At 61.7% G+C, this 18,146-nt stretch carries 12 protein-coding genes; 8 read left to right on the top strand and 4 right to left on the bottom strand.

The window, feature by feature from the left end; all coding sequences use genetic code 11:
- The first annotated feature begins 36 nt into the window (after positions 1-36).
- The 6 genes from AC56LY_RS08100 (at position 37) to AC56LY_RS08075 (ending at position 9,413) form a co-directional block, all read left to right on the top strand.
- A complete protein-coding gene (locus tag AC56LY_RS08100; protein WP_499578177.1) occupies positions 37-1,716 on the top strand; it encodes a sodium:solute symporter family transporter in 1,680 nt (559 codons plus the stop codon).
- A gap of 48 nt (positions 1,717-1,764) precedes the next feature.
- The gene (locus AC56LY_RS08095; RefSeq protein WP_499578174.1) at positions 1,765-3,981 is read left to right on the top strand and encodes a beta-glucosidase family protein; all 2,217 of its coding nucleotides are present in this window, start codon (positions 1,765-1,767) and stop codon (positions 3,979-3,981) included.
- Between the two features lie 41 nt (positions 3,982-4,022).
- Positions 4,023-4,427, top strand: a complete 405-nt coding sequence (locus AC56LY_RS08090; protein ID WP_499578172.1) for a helix-turn-helix domain-containing protein — start codon at positions 4,023-4,025, stop codon at positions 4,425-4,427.
- Positions 4,424-5,989, top strand: a complete 1,566-nt coding sequence (locus AC56LY_RS08085) for a GH39 family glycosyl hydrolase (RefSeq protein WP_499578170.1) — start codon at positions 4,424-4,426, stop codon at positions 5,987-5,989. Before AC56LY_RS08090 ends, AC56LY_RS08085 begins: the two co-directional genes overlap by 4 nt.
- A gap of 52 nt (positions 5,990-6,041) precedes the next feature.
- Entirely contained in the window at positions 6,042-8,435 is a 2,394-nt protein-coding gene (locus tag AC56LY_RS08080) for a glycoside hydrolase family 3 N-terminal domain-containing protein (protein WP_499578168.1), read from the top strand.
- Between the two features lie 105 nt (positions 8,436-8,540).
- A complete protein-coding gene (locus AC56LY_RS08075; protein WP_499578166.1) occupies positions 8,541-9,413 on the top strand; it encodes an alpha/beta fold hydrolase in 873 nt (290 codons plus the stop codon).
- Between the two features lie 360 nt (positions 9,414-9,773).
- Here the strand turns inward: AC56LY_RS08075 and yfcF are convergent, their stop codons facing one another.
- Positions 9,774-10,391, bottom strand: coding sequence for a glutathione transferase (gene yfcF, locus AC56LY_RS08070; protein ID WP_499578164.1), 618 nt, complete (start codon positions 10,389-10,391; stop codon positions 9,774-9,776).
- Positions 10,392-11,428: 1,037 nt separating this feature from the next.
- On the opposite strand from yfcF, the gene AC56LY_RS08065 reads away from it, so the two are divergent.
- Together AC56LY_RS08065 and AC56LY_RS08060 are read left to right on the top strand one after the other, a co-directional pair.
- Complete coding sequence (locus AC56LY_RS08065; protein WP_499578162.1) at positions 11,429-11,593, top strand: hypothetical protein; 165 nt, start codon at positions 11,429-11,431, stop codon at positions 11,591-11,593.
- Between the two features lie 195 nt (positions 11,594-11,788).
- Complete coding sequence (locus tag AC56LY_RS08060) at positions 11,789-12,379, top strand: hypothetical protein (RefSeq protein ID WP_499578160.1); 591 nt, start codon at positions 11,789-11,791, stop codon at positions 12,377-12,379.
- 14 nt (positions 12,380-12,393) lie between these two features.
- Here AC56LY_RS08060 and AC56LY_RS08055 read toward each other — a convergent pair whose 3' ends face one another.
- The 3 genes from AC56LY_RS08055 to AC56LY_RS08045 all read right to left on the bottom strand — a co-directional run bounded on the left by AC56LY_RS08055 (position 12,394) and on the right by AC56LY_RS08045 (position 18,144).
- Complete coding sequence (locus tag AC56LY_RS08055) at positions 12,394-13,485, bottom strand: SGNH/GDSL hydrolase family protein (RefSeq protein ID WP_499578158.1); 1,092 nt, start codon at positions 13,483-13,485, stop codon at positions 12,394-12,396.
- Between the two features lie 64 nt (positions 13,486-13,549).
- Positions 13,550-16,417, bottom strand: a complete 2,868-nt coding sequence (locus tag AC56LY_RS08050; protein ID WP_499578156.1) for a glycoside hydrolase family 31 protein — start codon at positions 16,415-16,417, stop codon at positions 13,550-13,552.
- Between the two features lie 47 nt (positions 16,418-16,464).
- Positions 16,465-18,144 carry a GH35 family beta-galactosidase gene (locus AC56LY_RS08045; RefSeq protein WP_499578154.1) on the bottom strand — a complete coding sequence of 560 codons (1,680 nt, stop codon included), beginning with the start codon at positions 18,142-18,144 and terminating at the stop codon, positions 16,465-16,467.
- Between the last annotated feature and the right edge of the window lie 2 nt (positions 18,145-18,146).

Raw genomic sequence — 18,146 nt, 5'->3', positions numbered from 1 at the left:
CAGCGGGCTTTTTGCTTTTCCAAGAAAACCCGACCAATGCAAAGCTCGACTTTCTCGTCGCTGGACACGTTCGTCTTTTTTGTCTACTTCATCATCGTGGCCGGCTATGGCTTCTGGGTCTACAAGCGCAAGCAGCGCTCGGCCTCCGCCTCGCACGACTATTTCCTGGCCGAAGGCTCGCTGACCTGGTGGGCGATCGGAGCCTCGATGATCGCGTCGAACATCTCGGCCGAGCAGTTCATCGGCATGAGCGGTTCGGGCTTCAAGATGGGCATGGCCATCGCCGTCTATGAACTGATGGGCGCGTTCACGCTGATCCTGGTGGCGGTGTTCTTCATGCCGATCTACCGCCGCAACCGCATCTACACGATGCCCCAGTTTCTCGAACAGCGTTACGGCAGCACCGTTGCCACCGTCATGGCGCTGTTCTGGCTGTCGCTGTACGTCATCGTCAACCTGACCTCGATCCTGTACCTGGGTGCGCTGGCCATCGGCGCCATTGCCGGCATCGACGTCTGGACCTGCATGGTGTTCCTGGCTGTATTTGCCGTCATCATCACACTGGGCGGCATGAAGGTCATCGGCTACACGGACGTGATCCAGGTCCTGTGCCTGGTGCTCGGCGGCCTGGTGACCACCTGGCTCGCGCTCGATCTGGTCGCGCAGAACAATGGCGGCGGCGGTGTGATGGCCGGCTTCAATCACCTGCTGGGCGTGGCGCCGGATCACTTCGACATGGTGCTCACACGGGACAATCCGAATTACCTCGACCTGCCCGGCGTGTCGATCCTGATCGGCGGCATGCTGATCGTGAACCTGAACTACTGGGGCTGCAACCAGTACATCATCCAGCGCGCGCTGGGCGCCGACCTGCACACGGCGCGCAAGGGCATCCTGTTCGCGGCCGGCCTCAAGCTCCTGATGCCGGTGATCGTGGTCCTGCCGGGCATTGCCGCGTTCGTGCTGCACCAGCAGGGTGTGCTGGGCGCATCGATGGGCGTTGGCGCCGACGTCAATCCCGACCGCGCTTACCCGGTGCTGCTTACGCTGCTGCCGACGGGCCTGAAAGGCATCGCATTTGCCGCGCTGACGGCGGCCGTGGTCGCCTCGCTGGCCGGCAAGGCCAACAGCATCGCGACCATCTACACGTTCGACATCCACAAGAAAGCCTTCAACAAGGGCATCTCCGAACAGCGCATGGTCTGGATCGGCCGCGTGACCGTGGTCGTGGCGATGCTGCTGGCCGTGCTGATCGCGCCGTTCATGGGCATCGACAAGAAAGGCGGCTTCCAGTATATCCAGGAATACACGGGCTTCGTCTCGCCCGGCATCCTGGCCATGTTCCTGATGGGCTTCTTCTGGCGGCCGGCCACGGCCAGCGCAGCGATGTTTGCCACGGTCGGCGGCTTCCTCGGCTCGATCATCCTCAAGTTTTTGCCCGGCCTGATGGACCTGTCGTTCCTGGCGCCGATCGGTTTTGCCGTGCCAAACAGCGCCGGCATCTACGAGATCCCTTTCGTGGACCGGATGGCGATCGTGTTCGTTGCCGTCGTCATCGGCATGGTCATCATCAGCAAGCTGTGGCCAAAGGCCGGCCTCGAGCAGAGCAAGGGCGTCGAAGTCGAAGCGTCGATGTTCAAGGTCCAGCCGGGGTTCGCGTTCGGCGCGACCGTCATCTGCATCGCGCTGATCGCGATCTACAGCGCGTGGTGGTAAGGTCGCTGCGCTACTAACACCATTATAAAAATTCAAGGAGACATACACATGCACCCAGCTTTGCCCTTCGGCCGTTCGGCCATCGCCCTTGCCGCCGCCCTCGCCTTCGGTGCCGCGCATGCTGCACCATCCACTGCGCCGACTGCTGCACCGGATGCGGCCCAACAGCGCGCAGCCAAACTGGTGAGCCAGATGACGCTTGATGAAAAGATCGGCATGGTGTTCGGCTACTTCGGCACCGAATTCAAGGGCCAGAAAGCGCCGACCGGCGCCCTGCCCCAGTCGGCCGGTTTCATCAAGGGCATCGAGCGCCTGGGGATCACGCCGCAGTGGCTGACCGACGCCGGCATCGGCGTGGCCTCGCAGCCGGGCAAGGATGCGCGCGAGCGCACGTCGCTGCCGGCCGGTATCGCCACCGCCGCCACCTGGAATCCGCAATTAGCGTTCGAAGGCGCGGCGATGATCGGCAAGGAAGCGCGCCTGTCGGGCTTTAACGTGATGCTGGGCGGGAGCGTGAACCTGGCGCGCGAGCCGCGCAATGGCCGCAACTTCGAGTACACGGGCGAAGACCCGCTGCTGGCCGGGATCATGGCCGGCGAACAGATTCGCGGCGTGCAGTCCAACCACGTCGTCTCGACCCTCAAGCACTACGCGTACAACGACCAGGAAACGGGCCGCAACCACCTGAATGTCAAGATCAACGATGCCGCAGGCCGCATGTCCGACCTGCTGGCATTCCAGATTGCGATCGAACGGGGCGACCCGGGCTCGGTCATGTGTTCGTACAACCGCATCAACGGGCCGTATGGCTGCGAGAACGACCATCTGCTGAACAAGGTGCTCAAGGGCGACTGGGGATATAAAGGCTACGTGATGTCCGACTGGGGCGCGGCCCACTCGACGATCCCGGCTGCACTGGCGGGCCTGGATCAGCAATCGGGCTACCCGTTCGACAAGTCGCCCTACTTCGACGGCGCGCTGAAGGAGGCCGTTGAAAACGGCCACGTGCCGCAGGCTCGTCTGGACGACATGGTGGCCCGCATCCTGTGGGCGCTGGGCGCGCACGGCGCGCTGGATCATCCGGTCAAGGTCCAGGCCAAGGACATTGACTACACGGCGCACGGCAAGATTTCGCAGGCGGACGCGGAAGAAGCGATCGTCCTGCTCAAGAACAAGGACAACGTGCTGCCGCTGGCAAAGGACGTGCAGCGCATCGCCATCATCGGCGGGCACGCCAACAAGGGCGTACTGTCGGGCGGCGGCTCGGCGCAGGTCTACCCGCGCGGCGGCATGGCCGTACCGAACGAAGGCCCGGCCGCCTGGCCAGGCCCGATGGTCTACCTGCCAGGCTCGCCGATGAAAGCGCTGGCGGCGCGCACCAAGGCCAAAATCACCTGGCACGATGGCAAGGACGCCGCCGCAGCCGCGAAAGTCGCAGCCGCTGCCGACGTGGTGCTGGTGTTCGCGACGCAGTGGACATCCGAAGCCGCCGACGTGCCGACGCTGGCGCTGCCGAACAACCAGGACGCGCTGATCGCGGCGGTGGCCAAGGCCAATGCCCGCACCGTCGTCGTGCTGCAAACCGGCACGCCGGTCACGATGCCGTGGGTGAACGACGTTGCCGGCGTGGTCGAGGCCTGGTACCCAGGCACGAACGGCGCCGAAGCCATCGCACGCGTGCTGACGGGCGAAGTCGATGCGTCGGGCCGCCTGCCGCAGACCTTCCCGCTGGCCGAGAACCAGCTGCCGCGCCCAAAGATCGATGGCATCGACCTGCCGAAGGACACGCGCTTTGACGTCGACTACGACATTGAGGGCGCGGCCGTCGGCTACAAGTGGTTCGACCTGAAAGGCCACAAGCCGCTGTTCGCATTTGGTCACGGCCTGTCGTACACGAGCTTCAAATACACGAACCTGAAGGCCGACGCGACAAACGGCAGTATCCGCGTGAGCTTCAATGTGGCCAACAGCGGCGCGCGCGCCGGCAAGGCGGTGCCGCAGGTGTACGTGTCGAAAGTGGGCGCCGGCTGGGAAGCGCCCAAGCGCCTCGGTGGCTGGGACAAGCTGGCACTGGACGCCGGCGCAAGCCGCACCAGCGAAGTGACGATCGATCCGCGCACGCTGGCGGTGTTCGACGGCGCCAGCAACCGCTGGAAGATCGCAGCGGGCGACTACCGCGTGATCCTGTCGACGGCGGCCGATGCGCCGGTATCGACGGTGACGGTGCGCCTGCCAGCGCGCGAGTTTGCCGCCGGCGCGCGCTGATTGCGTAACTGCACGAACGCCGCCTGAAAGACGGACCGCCCGTGGCCTGCCAGCAGCGCTCGCTTGACCCGCATCGTGACCGCGAAAAATCCGCGGTCCTGCATGCCATCGCCAGCCGTTTCGCCGATGCGGAGCTCGAACTGGGCGCGGTTGCGCATGGCGCTGGCGTGAACCGCAACAAGGTCAACGAGGTGCTCAAGGCCGAACTGGGTTGCACGTTCACCGGTTACCTGAACCGGTTGCGCCTGACCGAAGCAGCGCGCCTGCTGGCCGAACGCGATTCGGCCAGCATCACGGACATTGCCTACACGGTGGGCTACAACCACGTCTCGTACTTCAACAAGCTGTTCAAGCTCGATTATGGCTGCACGCCGAAGGCATTTCGGGCGGCAGCGCAACGCACGCCCATCTGCCCCTCGCCCACATCCGGAGACAAGACCCCATGAAGCACACGATTACCACCATGACGCTGGCGACGCTGCTCGCCCTGCCAGCGATGTCCCAGGCGCAGCAACGCAATATCGACCTCGATGTCACCCAGGTGAAGGGCCAGCTCGATCGGATGTTCAACCTGTCCGTCGGCGCCGGCCGCGCCAATGAGGGCTTGCGCGCCGACTGGCAGCAGCAGCTGGCCGAACTGCGCAAGGACACCGGCTTTCGCTACATCCGCATGCATGGCCTGCTGAGCGACGACATGGCCGTCTTCCGCATCGATGCGCAAGGCAAGGAGCAGTACAACTTCCAGTACGTCGACGCGCTGTTCGACTACCTGCAGAGCATCGGCATCAAGCCGTTCGTGGAACTGGGCTTCATGCCATCGGCGATGGCCAGCGGCACCAAGACCATCTTCTGGTGGCGCGGTAATGTCACGCCGCCGCGCGACTACGCCCAGTGGGAACGCCTGATCAAGGCGCTCACCACACACTGGACCGAGCGCTATGGCAAGGCCGAAGTGGCAAGCTGGTACTTCGAAGTCTGGAACGAGCCGAACCTGGATGGCTTCTGGGCCGGCTCGCAGGACGAGTACTTCAAGCTGTACGCGCATGCCGCGCGCGCCGTCAAGGGCGTCGACGCGTCGTACCGCGTGGGCGGCCCAGCCACTGCGGGCGCTGCCTGGATCCCCGAGATGATCAGCTACGCCAGCAAGAACAGTGTGCCGCTCGACTTCGTCTCGACCCACTCGTACGGCGTGAACCAGGGCTTCCTCGACGAATTCGGCACCACCGGCACGGTCCTGAGCCCCGACCCCATGGCCGTGACCCACGACGTGCTCAAGAACCGCAAGGAGATCGACGCGTCGGCCATGCCGAAGCTCGAGTTGCACTACACCGAATGGAGCTCGTCGTACACGCCGTCCGATCCGACCCACGACAGCTATCACCAGCCGGCCTACATCCTGAGAAAGCTCAAGCAGAGCACTGGCGCCGTGCAGTCGATGTCGTACTGGGTGTTTACCGACATCTTCGAGGAAGCCGGTCCGCGCTTCGAAGCCTTCCACGGCGGCTTCGGCTTGATGAACACGCAGGGGATCAAGAAGCCGGCCTACTTTGCTTACCAGTTCCTCAACCAGCTGGGCGATCGCGAGCTGAAGAACGCCGACCAGGATTCGACGGCAACGCTCGACGACAAGGGCAACGCCCAGGTGCTGCTGTGGGATTACTCGCACACGCTGCCGGCGGGGATCAACAACCAGCAGTACTTCATCAAGGATCTGCCGCCAAGGTCGAAAGGCCAGGTCAAGGTGGCGATGCGGGGCCTGAAGCCCGGCGCCTACACGATGACGGTCTCGCAGGTGGGCTACAAGCAGAACGATGCGTTCACCGCGTATATCGGCATGGGCTCGCCCAAGCAGCTGACGCGCCCGCAGGTCGCTGCATTGAAAGCGACGGCGACCGGGAAACCGTTGAAGCAGCAACCGGTGACGGTCGGGCGCGATGGCGTGTTCAGCACTGCCTTGCCTTTGCGCGAGAACGATGTCTATCTGCTGCAATTGAACGCGGTGCGGTGACACCGTGAGTGGATTGGCGCGCTGACGCTGACTATAAAAACGAGGAGACACGATGCACCACGATTCAAGCAACAGCCGGCGCAGGTTCCTGGCCACGGTAGCTGTCGCCGGTGCGGCACCCGCACTGTCATTCGCCGCCACCGCGCGCCCCCTCTACAAGAATCCCGCCGCACCCGTGCCGAAGCGGGTCGACGACCTGTTGGGGCGGATGACGCTGGAAGAAAAGATCGCGCAAATGGATTGCGTGTGGAGCGAAAAAGGCAAGGTCGAAGACAACGGCGCCTTCTCGGCAGCAAAGGCTGCGAAGGTCTACCCGAACGGCGTGGGCATGCTGGCACGGCCATCGGACCGGCAGGGCAAATCCGACGCCGGTGGCGCCGCAGTGGCCGGCGACGATGGCGCGCGGCTGAACCGGGGTGCACTGGAGACGGCGAACTACGTGAACGCTGCGCAGAAATGGGCACTCGAACAGACGCGCCTGGGCATTCCCATCTTCATGCACGAGGAAGCGTTGCACGGCTACGCCGCGCGCGATGCCACCTCGTTCCCGCAGGCGATCGGGCTGGCATCGTCATTCGACACGGACCTGGTGACCAAGGTGTTTTCGGTGGCGGCGCGCGAGATGCGCGCGCGCGGCGCGACCTTCGCGCTGGCACCTGTGGTGGACGTGGCGCGCGAACCGCGCTGGGGCCGCATCGAGGAAACCTTCGGCGAAGACCCGCACCTGTGCGCGGAAATCGGCAAGGCGGCCGTGACCGGCTTTTCCGGCACGTCGCGCCAGCTCGCGAAGGACAAGGTGCTGACGACACTGAAGCACATGACGGGCCACGGCCAGCCGGAATCGGGCACCAACACCGGCCCGGCCGAAGTGTCCGAACGCACACTGCGCGAGGAATTCTTCCCGCCGTTCGAACGCATCGTGCGCGAGACCACGGTGGCCGCGATCATGCCGTCGTATAACGAGATCGGCGGCGTGCCATCCCACGCGAACCGGTGGATGCTGAACGATGTCGCCCGCAAGGAATGGGGCTTCAAGGGCGTGATGGTGTCTGACTACATGGGCATCAAGGATCTGGTCACGCGCCACATGATCGCCGCCACGCCGAAGGAAGCTGCCTGGTACGCGGTGAAGGCCGGCGTGGACATTGAAACGCCGGACGGCCACGCCTACCGGCACCTGGCTGAACTGGTCAGGGAAGGCAGGATCGCGGAAACCGACATCGATGAGATGGTGCGCCGCATTCTCGCACTGAAGTTTTACGCCGGCCTGTTCGAAAATCCCTATGCCGATGCCCGCAATGCCGATGCGCGGACGGCCACGGCCAGCGATGTGGCACTGGCGCGTGAAGCGGCCACGCGATCTGTCGTGCTGCTCAAGAACGACAAGGGTCTGCTGCCGCTGCAGCCAAAAAAGGTGGGCAAGCTGCTGCTGCTCGGCACGCACGCGAAGGACACGCCGATCGGCGGCTATTCCGATGTGCCGCGAAAAGTGGTGTCAATCCACGAAGCGCTGGCCGCAGAAGCGAAGGCGCAGGGCTTCAGCTTCGATTACCGCGAAGGCGTGCGCATCACCGAAGAACGCATCTGGGGCAAGGACGAGATCCGCTTCACGGCGCCGCAAGTCAACGCACGCTTGATTGCCGAAGCCGTGGAAGCGGCGCAGTCGGCCGATACGATCGTCATGGTCCTTGGCGACAACGAGCAGACGAGTCGCGAAGCGTGGGCTGACGGGCACCTGGGCGACCGCGCGACGCTGGACCTGATGGGCCAGCAGAACGATCTCGCGAAAGCCATCTTCGACCTGGGCAAGCCGACCGTGGTATTCCTGCTCAACGGCCGGCCGCTGTCGATCAACCTGCTCGCCGAGCGCGCCGATGCGATCGTCGAAGGTTGGTACATGGGCCAGGAAACAGGCCATGCGGCGGCCGACGTGCTGTTCGGGCGGGCCAACCCGGGCGGCAAGCTGCCCGTGTCAATCGCCCGCAGCGTGGGCCAGCTGCCGATCTTCTACAACCACAAGCCAACGGCGCGGCGCGGTTATATTGACGGCAGTACCAAGCCCCTGTTCCCGTTCGGCTTCGGCCTGTCGTACACGAAGTTCGATGTCGCCGCGCCACGGCTGACGAAGGCGACCATCCGGCCCGACGAAGCCACGCAGGTCGAGGTGGATGTGACCAACATTGGTTCCGTCGCCGGCGACGAAGTCGTGCAGCTCTACATTCGCGACGATATCTCGTCTGTGACGCGCCCGGTGCTGGAACTGAAGGCATTTCGTCGCGTGGCCCTGAAGCCGGGGGAGAAACGCACGGTGGTGTTCGACATCCGGCCAGCCGACCTGGCGTTCTACAACCTGGACATGAAGCGCGTGGTCGAGCCGGGCAGTTTCACCATTCACGCGGGGCCGGACAGCGTGCAGCTGAAGTCGGTGAAGCTGCTGGTGTCGTGATGTGGCCGAAGCCGGCCCTTCGCATCAGGATCGGGTTTGGATAATGTGCGTCGCACTGGCGCAATGGCGTGATACAACCCGTGAATCGTTCACGAAAGGATGTCTATGCCCACCACGATTCAACACCACACACTTACTGCGAATGGCATTCGCCAGCATTATCTGGAAGCCGGCAACGGCCCACCGGTCGTACTGCTGCACGGCTTCCCGCAGACAAATTTCGCCTGGCGCTTCCAGATTCCGGCGCTGGCCGAACAGTATCGAGTCATCGCGCCCGACTTGCGGGGCTATGGTGAGACGGACAAGCCGGCTACGGGCTACGACAAGCGCACGATGGCACGCGACCTGCGCGAGCTGTTGCGAGCGCTCGGCATCGACCGGATTGCGCTCGTCGGCCATGACCGCGGCGCGCGCGTGGCCACGCGCTTTGCCAAGGACTATCCGGAGATGGTCGACCGCCTCGTCGTGATGGACAATGTGCCGACGCGGATCGTCGCGCGTGAGTTCACTCCGGCAGTAGCGCGCGCATACTGGTTCTTCACCTTCAATCAGGTGCCTGACCTGCCCGAAGCGCTGATCGCCGGCCGCGAAGACTTGTGGCTGCGCCACCTGTTCTCGGACTGGTGCTACAACCCGCTGGCAATCGATGGCGATGCATTCCAGACCTATGTTGACGCTTATCGCCGTCCAGGCGCACTGCGCGGCGCGATGTCTGATTACCGCGCCAACTCGGAAGACGTGAAGCAAGACGAGGCCGATGCCGACGTCAAGATCGCTTGCCCGACGCTATCTTTATGGGGTGCCGACTTTTACGGTGTTGGCAAGATGTTCGACATGGCCGCGATCTGGGCCGAGATGGCGAGTAACCTTCGTACAGTGGCAATTCCGCAGTGTGGCCACTTGCCGCAGGAAGAACAACCCGAGCGTGTGAACGCCGAACTGCTCGACTTCCTCAAGGGCTGGACCGACACGCCGTAAATATTGTGTTTTCCATTGTCCTGCAAACGTTCACTCCTGGCCGAATCCAGTGGGTCGGTCCAGCATAGCGGGGCCAGGTTGAAAATCCATCGCCCCCGCGACGGACCAGCACCAGCGGGGTTAAAGCACCAGCGGGGTCAAAGCACCAGCGGGGTCAGGTCTGACGTTTAGACACGAGCTTAACAAAAAGTCTATTTGTGGATTTCTTGGTAAAGTTACTAAGGAAGAGTTCGAGTCCAAATGTCAGACCTGACCCTCGCCACTTGACCCTCGCCACTTAAAATAACCACGTCCGCCCCATTCCAGCCTGGCGGCCACTTAACGATCGCCGCAGTCAACCCTCAGACTGGACTGGTTTCGTCAAAGTGCTGGGCGCTTCAGGCTGACCCATTCCTGTACTGATGGTCGCTGCCACTGTCTACGGGCATAGTCAGCAAGCTTTTCAGGTACAACATCGCCGTTCAGAATAAGCCGATTCAACATGAGTGCCAGGTCGACATCGGCGATACTCCAGCTGCCGAACAAATGATCGCCGTTATGCTCAAGCAGGGCCTCCGACGCCCGGAACAGTTTGCGGCTTGCGATTTCTGCAGCGGGCGATAGGGGAACGTGGCTAGGTCGGTAGAACACGACGATTGTTGAGCGCTCCTGGCGGATCGGCAGGGGGTCACTTCTGATCCACGCCTGGACTTGCCGTGCACGCGCTTTCGCTGCTGGATCAGACGGGTAAAGAGCCACGCCTGGATGGGCTTCATCCAGATATTCGGTGATAGCTGACGACTCAGACAGTGAGAAATTACCGTCTACTAAAGTGGGCACCCGCCCGGTCAAAGATTCTGTTGCGTATTCCAAGCTATGGTTTGCCCCAGTCTCCAAGTCGATGGTCCGTAGTTCGAAGGGGATATTTTTTTCTTTTAGCGCTACAAATACTGACATCGCATAGGGGCTTGTGTACTGAGAATCAGCGTAAAGTAACATTGGGTTACCAAATCTTTAAATGTGTGAACAATCGTATCCGAGCCAGGAGTGGTCGGGTCAACTAACGGTGACGTTAGCAGATCACTAAATTTAAAAGTATTTCCCTCCAGCTTTGACCGTCCGGTTCTGGCAGATTGGCGCCATTCAGATCAGTAAACTAGCTGTCTATAGGCGAACTCTCATTTTGTCAGGAGCGCATGCTCGCAAGACTTGGTCTAATCCTGATTTTTTTGCTTTAGTTTTTTTCGCCTTATCAGCTCCGCAAAAAATAATATCGTGGCAGATATCAAGAATATTACGGTTGTAAGAGCGGAGTTATCCGACGAAACTAATCGGTATGCAGAAACGGAGAACAGTACGACGGCAGAAGCGTTGCGTATTGCGGACATGGGACATGATCCATCGATTAATTGAGTATAACGCACGACTATCACGGCAACGACCAGACATCCGCTTTTGGCCGAAGAGCTGAGCATATCAGTTCATCAAGTTGAAAAAGTCGCGCATTGTCACCAACGGCAGCAAATAACTCAAAGCAATGGATTGGGCTTCTATCCGAGGCCAAGTTAGCGCCAAATTGGTGTTTCCACAAAACGGGTTTGGAAAGAAGGAGTCCGCCAGAAAGCTTATGACCGCAGCGGGGGCAGACGCAGCAGGGTCTGGTCTGACATTCAGATACAAGCTTAACAAGAAGTCTGTCAGTGAATGCCTTGTTGCACGTTTAGGGAAGAGCTCGTGTCCAAATGTCAGACCTGACCCCGGCTATAGGCTACAAATTTCAGACCTGACCCCGGCTACATATTTGGCCGAACCCCGCCGTTAAGCTGAACATATCTGGGTACCAAGGCGAAAAAGGCGCGGACTGTCACGAAGAACGGAAACCGACCCGAAGAGGAATTGGTAATCGATGGGCAGCCATCAGAAAATTCTAAGCGTGCTTCCTGAACAGCTTGAACCCCACCCACACAATCAAGCCAACCAAGACGAAGAGCGCGGCCTGCGCCGAATACACTTCAATCGCTTGAGGACAGCCCCACATGCAGACAGAAATGTTAAAGATTGCTGACAATGCTAGTCCAGCGATTGATGCAACCAGTATCAACCAGAGCAGCAACTTTTTCATAGTGTTCCCTACCATTGAATACCGCAAGTCCGCCGCATGGCTGTGTCATCATCCGCGTCTGGCCGATGCCGGCCTTTAGTAAAGTGTACGCAGGTATTGCACTTATCGCAAAGACATACCTTCCCTGGACTTAATCACTTCAATAACCGCGGAAGCAGTATTTCACTAACCTCGCGCTGTTTTCACGTTCTGTGTTACGCGACATAAACGCGCGGGCGCGCATTGCCAACGCTAAGCGTGCTAGAGTTGGTTACTTCATCCGGTAACCAGCGCCATGCCTCATATTGCTGTTGACGTCAATAACGTGCGTATCACGACAATCAACCTGACGTCAATGCGCGTCATGGATGTATCCGTGCATGGGGCGCTCGACCGGGCGTTGAAAGCGGCCGCCGATGCGATGGGTGCTAATTACGACGAAGACGGCTGCGGTCATCTGACCTGGCTGATGGAACATCCCCTGCAGCCGGGAGACATGGTGCGCGTCCACCTTAACCAGGGTGACGCGAAGGGCGATGCCGGCAAGACGTTCAAGGAACTGTTCCCTGACGAGCCGCCATCGACCCAGACCGATTTTTCGATCTCCGACACCATGGCCGCTGAAATTCGCGCCAGGCCACGCCTCCATGCGGCATTCGAGGTGCAGGCATCGACATCGGCCGGGCTGCAGGCGACTGCCACCAGCGGCGAACACAATACCGACTTCAGGTTCAGCGTCTTATGGAATCACTTTCAACCGGACCAGGCCCGCGTTCACCTTGCAACCTACTGCCTTGATGATGTGCTGGCCCGCATGGCGGGAACGACGCATCTGCAAACGACCATTCAGGCCGGCGAGAGCGCAACGTTCTCGCTCGTGGCATGACAGGCACTGCTCCGTTATCTGGTCCCCGTCCAACCCAGTTTTTTTCGCACGAATGCGGTCAGCAAGTCTGCATTGGCCTGATGATGCTTGACGCGCGGATGCTGGCCATAACCAGTGAACGGGAAGAACAGCGTGTCAATGCGCGCGTCGCCTGATGCGCGCAGGTTCGCCACCGCCGACTTGACGTAGCCCGGCCACGTGGAACCGGCACGGGTCGCGTCCATGCTCCCCAGCGCGCAGACGATGTAGGCGTTCGGATACAGCGCACGCACGCGGGCAACGAACGCCTGATACGCCGCGATGCGCTGAGTATCATCCGGTTCCGGCTGCAGCTTGTGATCGCGCCCGATCAGCCAGCTGTCGTTCTGCATCAGGTTGATGACGACGACGTCGGGCGTCCAGCGTTTGAAGTCCCACTGGCTGTCGTTATCGCCGACGGCACTCATCTGGTCGTAAAAATCCGGCATCGTAAACGGGAACCAGCTGATCATCACGCCGATGCCGCCCTGCGACGTGATGTGCGCTTCGGCGCCGAGCTGGCGCGCCGCGATCGACGCATAGGATTGGTAGTTGTTCTTGTCCTTGCCCAGGTCGTCCCGCCCGTCGTCGGGCGCCTCGTTGCCCATGCCGCTCGTGATCGAGTCGCCGAAGAACTCGATCCGGCGCTTGGGGCGCGCCGGCGGCGGCGCCAGCGTCGCCTTGTCATCGAGTTCGAGCCCCTTGAAGATCGTTGCGCCTTCTGCGCCCTCGGTGCGCTTGGTGAGCAACAGCGTGTGCGCGCCCGGTTTCAGACCATTGGCAACGACGTACGTCTTGCTGCCCTTGTCCGCCTGCAGAATGACCGGACGCGCCGTTTCGCCGTCGATGAATACGTTGAAGAAATTCTTGCCTTCGTGGTCGTCAAGCACAATCGCCAGCGAGGTCCCGGTGAAATTGGCGGCAATCGCCGTGCCGGGCCAGCTCAGGACCGGCGCCTTGGCATCGGTCATGTCGATGCGGCCCGTGTAGGCCAGATGCGGATGATCCGCCGCGATCTGGTTGGCAGCGCCAGCTGGTCCCAAGTGCAGCAAGGCGGCCAGTGCGAGTGAATACGCGAGATTTTTCATGGAAGTCAGTACGAAAAAAGCCGGGCGCGCGCTGGCACCCGGCTGTTGGTAAACGCCGTAGTGATTACAGCTTGATGGTCACCGGCTTGCCGTCATAGACCACGGTCTTGTCGGCCGCGTCCAGGTTCTCCGCCGTCGACACGCCCGGCTTGATGACGCGCACCTTGAACTCGCGCTTCATCGGCATGCCCTTGTACTGGCCGGCGCGCTCGCCGATCTGCACGACACCCGTCTTGTCGTCGTAGGCGATGCGGATGCGGCTGGCCTCACCACGCTCGTAGGCATTGGTCACACCGTCATCTTCGTACAGCGTGGCTTCGCCATTGGCGCCCGCATACACGAACAGCGTGACCGGCGCATCCGGCTTCTCGTCGACATACTGGGTCACCGGGCCCGCCGTGATGACCGAGCCGGCCTTGACGAACAGCGGCATGCGCTCGCGTGGCGCCTGTACGGTGCGGGTGGCGCCGCCCTTGAAGCGCTCGCCCGTATGGAAGTCATACCAGTCCGCGCCCGCCGGCAGGTACACCTGGCGCGACGTGGCCTTGTACGCGTACACCGGCGCCACCAGGAACGATGGACCGAACATGTACTGGTCCTTGATGTTCTTGACCTTCTCGTCGTGCGGGAAGTCCATCACCAGGCCACGCATCATCGTGCCGGAGCCGTAGTGCGTGTCGGCCGCCATCGTGTAAATGTACGGCATCAGGCGATAGCGCAGCTTCAGGTACCACACCATATTGTCGCGCATGGTGTCGTCGCCATTGGCGATATTGTAGATCTCGCGCTTGACCACTTCACCGTGCGAGCGGAACAGCGGCGTGAACGCGCCAAACTGGAACCAGCGCTGGTTCAATTCACGCCATTCCTTCATGTCTTCCGGATTCGCTTCGGCGCGCGAGGTGACGCGGTTTTCCTGGGCCGAGCCCACGTCGCCCGTCTGGTAGCGCACTTCCTGGGCGTAGCCGCCGATATCGTGGGTCCAGTTCGGGATGCCCGACATCGACATGTTCGTGCCCGATGCGATCTGGTCGTACAGGTTGTTCCAGCGGCCGACCGTATCGCCGCTCCACACGGCCACCGAATTGCGCTGGATGCCGGCAAAGCCCGATCGCGACAGGATGAACTGGCGCTTGTCCGGCTGGTCGCGTGCCAGGCCATCGGCCATCGCGCCCGTGCTCACCAGGCTGTACGGATTGAACGTGATTTCGCCGGCGCCATACACGGTCGGGCCGATCAGCTCCTTGAAGTCTTCCAGGCGGCTGTTGGACAACACGTCAGGCTCGGTATTGTCCATCCACCAGGCGTCAAAGCCCAGGTCGACCAGTTTCGTCTTGAGCTGGCGGTAGTAGATGTCGCGCGCTTCCTTGGTGTACGGATCGTAGTGGCTGTTCAGGTAACCCTTGCCGACCCAGTCACGCGAGCCATTCTCGACGTTCTTGGTCCACATATAGCCCTTGGACTCGAGCTCCTTGTAGTTGTCGGTATTGGCGTAGAACTTGCCCCACACGGACAGCATGATGCGCGCGTTCTGCTTGTGCACCGCGTCAACCATGCCCTTCGGATCCGGGAAGCGCTTCTTGTCGAAGTCGTGCGAACCCCAGCCATCTTCGGGCCAGTAGAACCAGTCCTGCACGATGTTATCGAGCGGCCAGCCGCGCTTGCGGTATTCGGTGACGGTGTCGAGCAGCTGCTGCTGCGTCTCGTAGCGCTGGCGCGATTGCCAGAAGCCGTACGACCACTTCGGCATCATCGGCTGCTGGCCGGTCAGATGGCGGTAGCCGGCGATCGCGCGGTCCATGTTGTCGCCGCTGATGACGTAGTAGTTGATCGCCTCGGCGATCTCGGACGACAGCGTCAGCGAATGGCGCTCCGGCGCCGGCAACGGATTGTTGTGGGTGATCGCGACCATGCCGCCCGACGGCTTCCACTCCAGGTGCAGCTTGACCGGCTTGTTCTTGGCGAACTTGACTTCGAAGTTGTGGTACCACGGGTTCCAGCCCATGCGCCAGACGTCCATGACCTGCTTGCCGTCGACGGTCAGCGTCGCGTAGTCCGACGAATACAGCTGCATCTTGTGCACGCCAGGCTTGTCGCTGCTCATCGTGCCTTCCCAGACCACGCGCACGTCCTTCAGGTCCTTGTGCGGGCCGAGCTCTTTCGGCCAGTTCTCGTCGAGGTCTTTCAGGTACTGATAATCGATGTCCTTCTCCTGGCGCGTGAGCGCCAGCTTGCCGCCGATGTAGTAGCGGGCCGTCAGGCCTTCGCTCTTGCCGTCGGCGCCGCGCAGCACCAGGTCACGCGACATCAGGGCGTACGGCGTCTGGTCGCCGAAACGCGAGATCGAATTGTTGTCCCACAGGACGCCATAGCCCTTGTCGGACACCACGAACGGCACTGCGGCGATCATATTATGCTGGGCCAGCAGCACGTCTTCGCCGTTGTAGTTCATCTGGTTGTTCTGGTGCTGGCCCAGGCCGTAATACGCATCCTTCGTGCCGTGGTTGAAACCCTGCTTGATCGCCACAAATGGCTTGCCGCCCACGTTCACGGGCTGCATCGATTCGGATGCCTGCGCCAGGAAGCGCTTGCCGTTCGCGTCGAAGAAGGCGACCTGGCCATCCTTGAGCGAGACGGTGGCGGCGATCTTGCCGGCCTTGAGCTGGACCGTGTCCTTTCCAGGCGTGACAGTAAAGGTGCAGCTGCTCGCACATGGCTTGGCGACCGTCATCAGGGATGGTGTGAGCGTCTTGTCAGCCTGGTCGAGCTTGACCACCTGGACGATGTTGTCGCTCATGAGATTGAGCCGCACCACCTTGGCGCCGCTGTCGGGACGCACTTCGATACCGGTCGCGGTCTGTTGGAAGGTGCCTGCATCGGCCCCGGTTGCCGCCAGCATCACTACTGCGGCCGCCACTTGTGTCATACGCATTTGTCGATCTCCTGTTGTGTACTTGTTATGCTTATTACTTGTTATGCTTACTCGGTATAGGTGCCCAGCCGGACCTTGAGGACGGTCGGCGTGGCCGGCAAATTCAAACCGTAATCGGTCTGGTCGCCATTCCAGTTGCGCTCCATGACCCATTTGCCATTCGCGTCGAAGCGCCCTTCTTCGACCCGCGCCAGCATCGACGGCTTGCCGTCGTTGGCGCCGCTGCCGGAGAGCTTCACGCGCGCCTGCTGGCCGACGATGACGAATTCGTTGTCGCCGATCTGCGCGAAGGCGACGCCGCCGCCTGGCTGATCGGTGCCCGACTGGTACTCGTTCTTATCCTTCAGGTACTGGCGCTCGCCGAACTGGAATTCGCGGAACGACACGTTCGCCGTCCAGCCCTTCATGGCCACCGTCTGCGCGGCGCGGTCGTCGCCCTCGGCCACGCCATAGGTGCGGCCTTCGAACGCCCAGCGCGCCCACTGGCGCGTCATCGGTGCGAACACGCCATACACCTTGGCGAATGGTTCGACCATCCGCTTGTCGGTGTGCTTGGCGCCCAGCGGGTAGTTGCTGTAATCCGCGTAATCCAGGCCGAACGGGGCCACGCCGATTGCGCCCATGCCCAGCGCCTGGTACACATAGCGCGCGTAGCCGGGCGCATTGCCCATTTCCGGGATCATCAGCGCGTTGTCGGGGCGCTGGAACGACTTGAGGATCGCGGTGACCTTGGTCGATTCCGGCATGTAGATGTCGGGCGCGGCGAAGTCGATGTGCGGCGCGGCCGCTTTATAAATATCGAGCACGTCGTAGGTCGGACCGCCGCTGGCAAAGTTGGCCTGCCACGGCGCTGCCGGCTCACCCGCCAGCGCCGGTTCGCGCAGTGCGTTGTTGACGAACATCGGCAAGTCGTAGACCGCACGGCCGGCCTTGGCGATCGACTCGATATAGCTGGCGATCGCCCATGAATGGAAATACTGATCGGCGTAGTCGCCATATACCTGGGACCAGGTGCCACTCGTCACGCCCTTGACCTTCGGTGTCTGGCGCGCCACGATGGCAGCCGGCACCGGTTGGGCAAACGCAGCCTGCGCGCGCGCGCCGAAGTCGCGCTCCACCCCGTAGGTACCGACTTCGTTCTCGACCTGCACCATGATCACGGTGCGGTGCGCGCTGTCGATCTTCTTGATGTGTTCCATCATGCGCACGAATGCGCGGCGATCCAGCGCCAGCGTCTCTTCGGCGAACGGCGAATGGCTGTAGACGGTCTTGCCGTCCTTGTCCTTCATGCGCGGAAAGCGCGCGTTGTCGAACTTGACCCATTCCGGCAGGTAGCCTGGTCCCGTGTTCTTCCAGGTGCCGAACCAGACGATCACGAGGCGGATCTTGTGTTCGCGCGCCTGTTTCACCAGCGTGTCGAGGAAGCTGAAGTCGAAGCTGCCCTCCTTCGGTTCGATCTGCTCCCACGCGATCGGCATCTCGAGCGTGTTGGCGCCGGCATCCTTCAGCGCGGCCCAGACCTTCGGCAAGGCCGCCGGGTAGTTGCTGGAGTTGTGGGCCTGGCCGGCCAGCATCGTGAATGGCGCGCCGTCGACGATCAGCGCGTGGCGGCCGTCCTTGCTCTCGAGGCGCGGCAGCTCGGGCGCGGCCAGCGCGCCATGCGCCGTCAAGGCCAGGCACAGCGGCGCGAGATGCGTCAGGCGGCGGGCGATCTGGTTCAGCTTCATGC

The sequence above is a fragment of the Telluria sp. ZT3P25 genome, assembly GCF_059685895.1.
The sequence above is the reverse complement of the archived record's forward strand: the minus strand, read 5'-3'. Positions and strand labels throughout refer to the sequence as shown.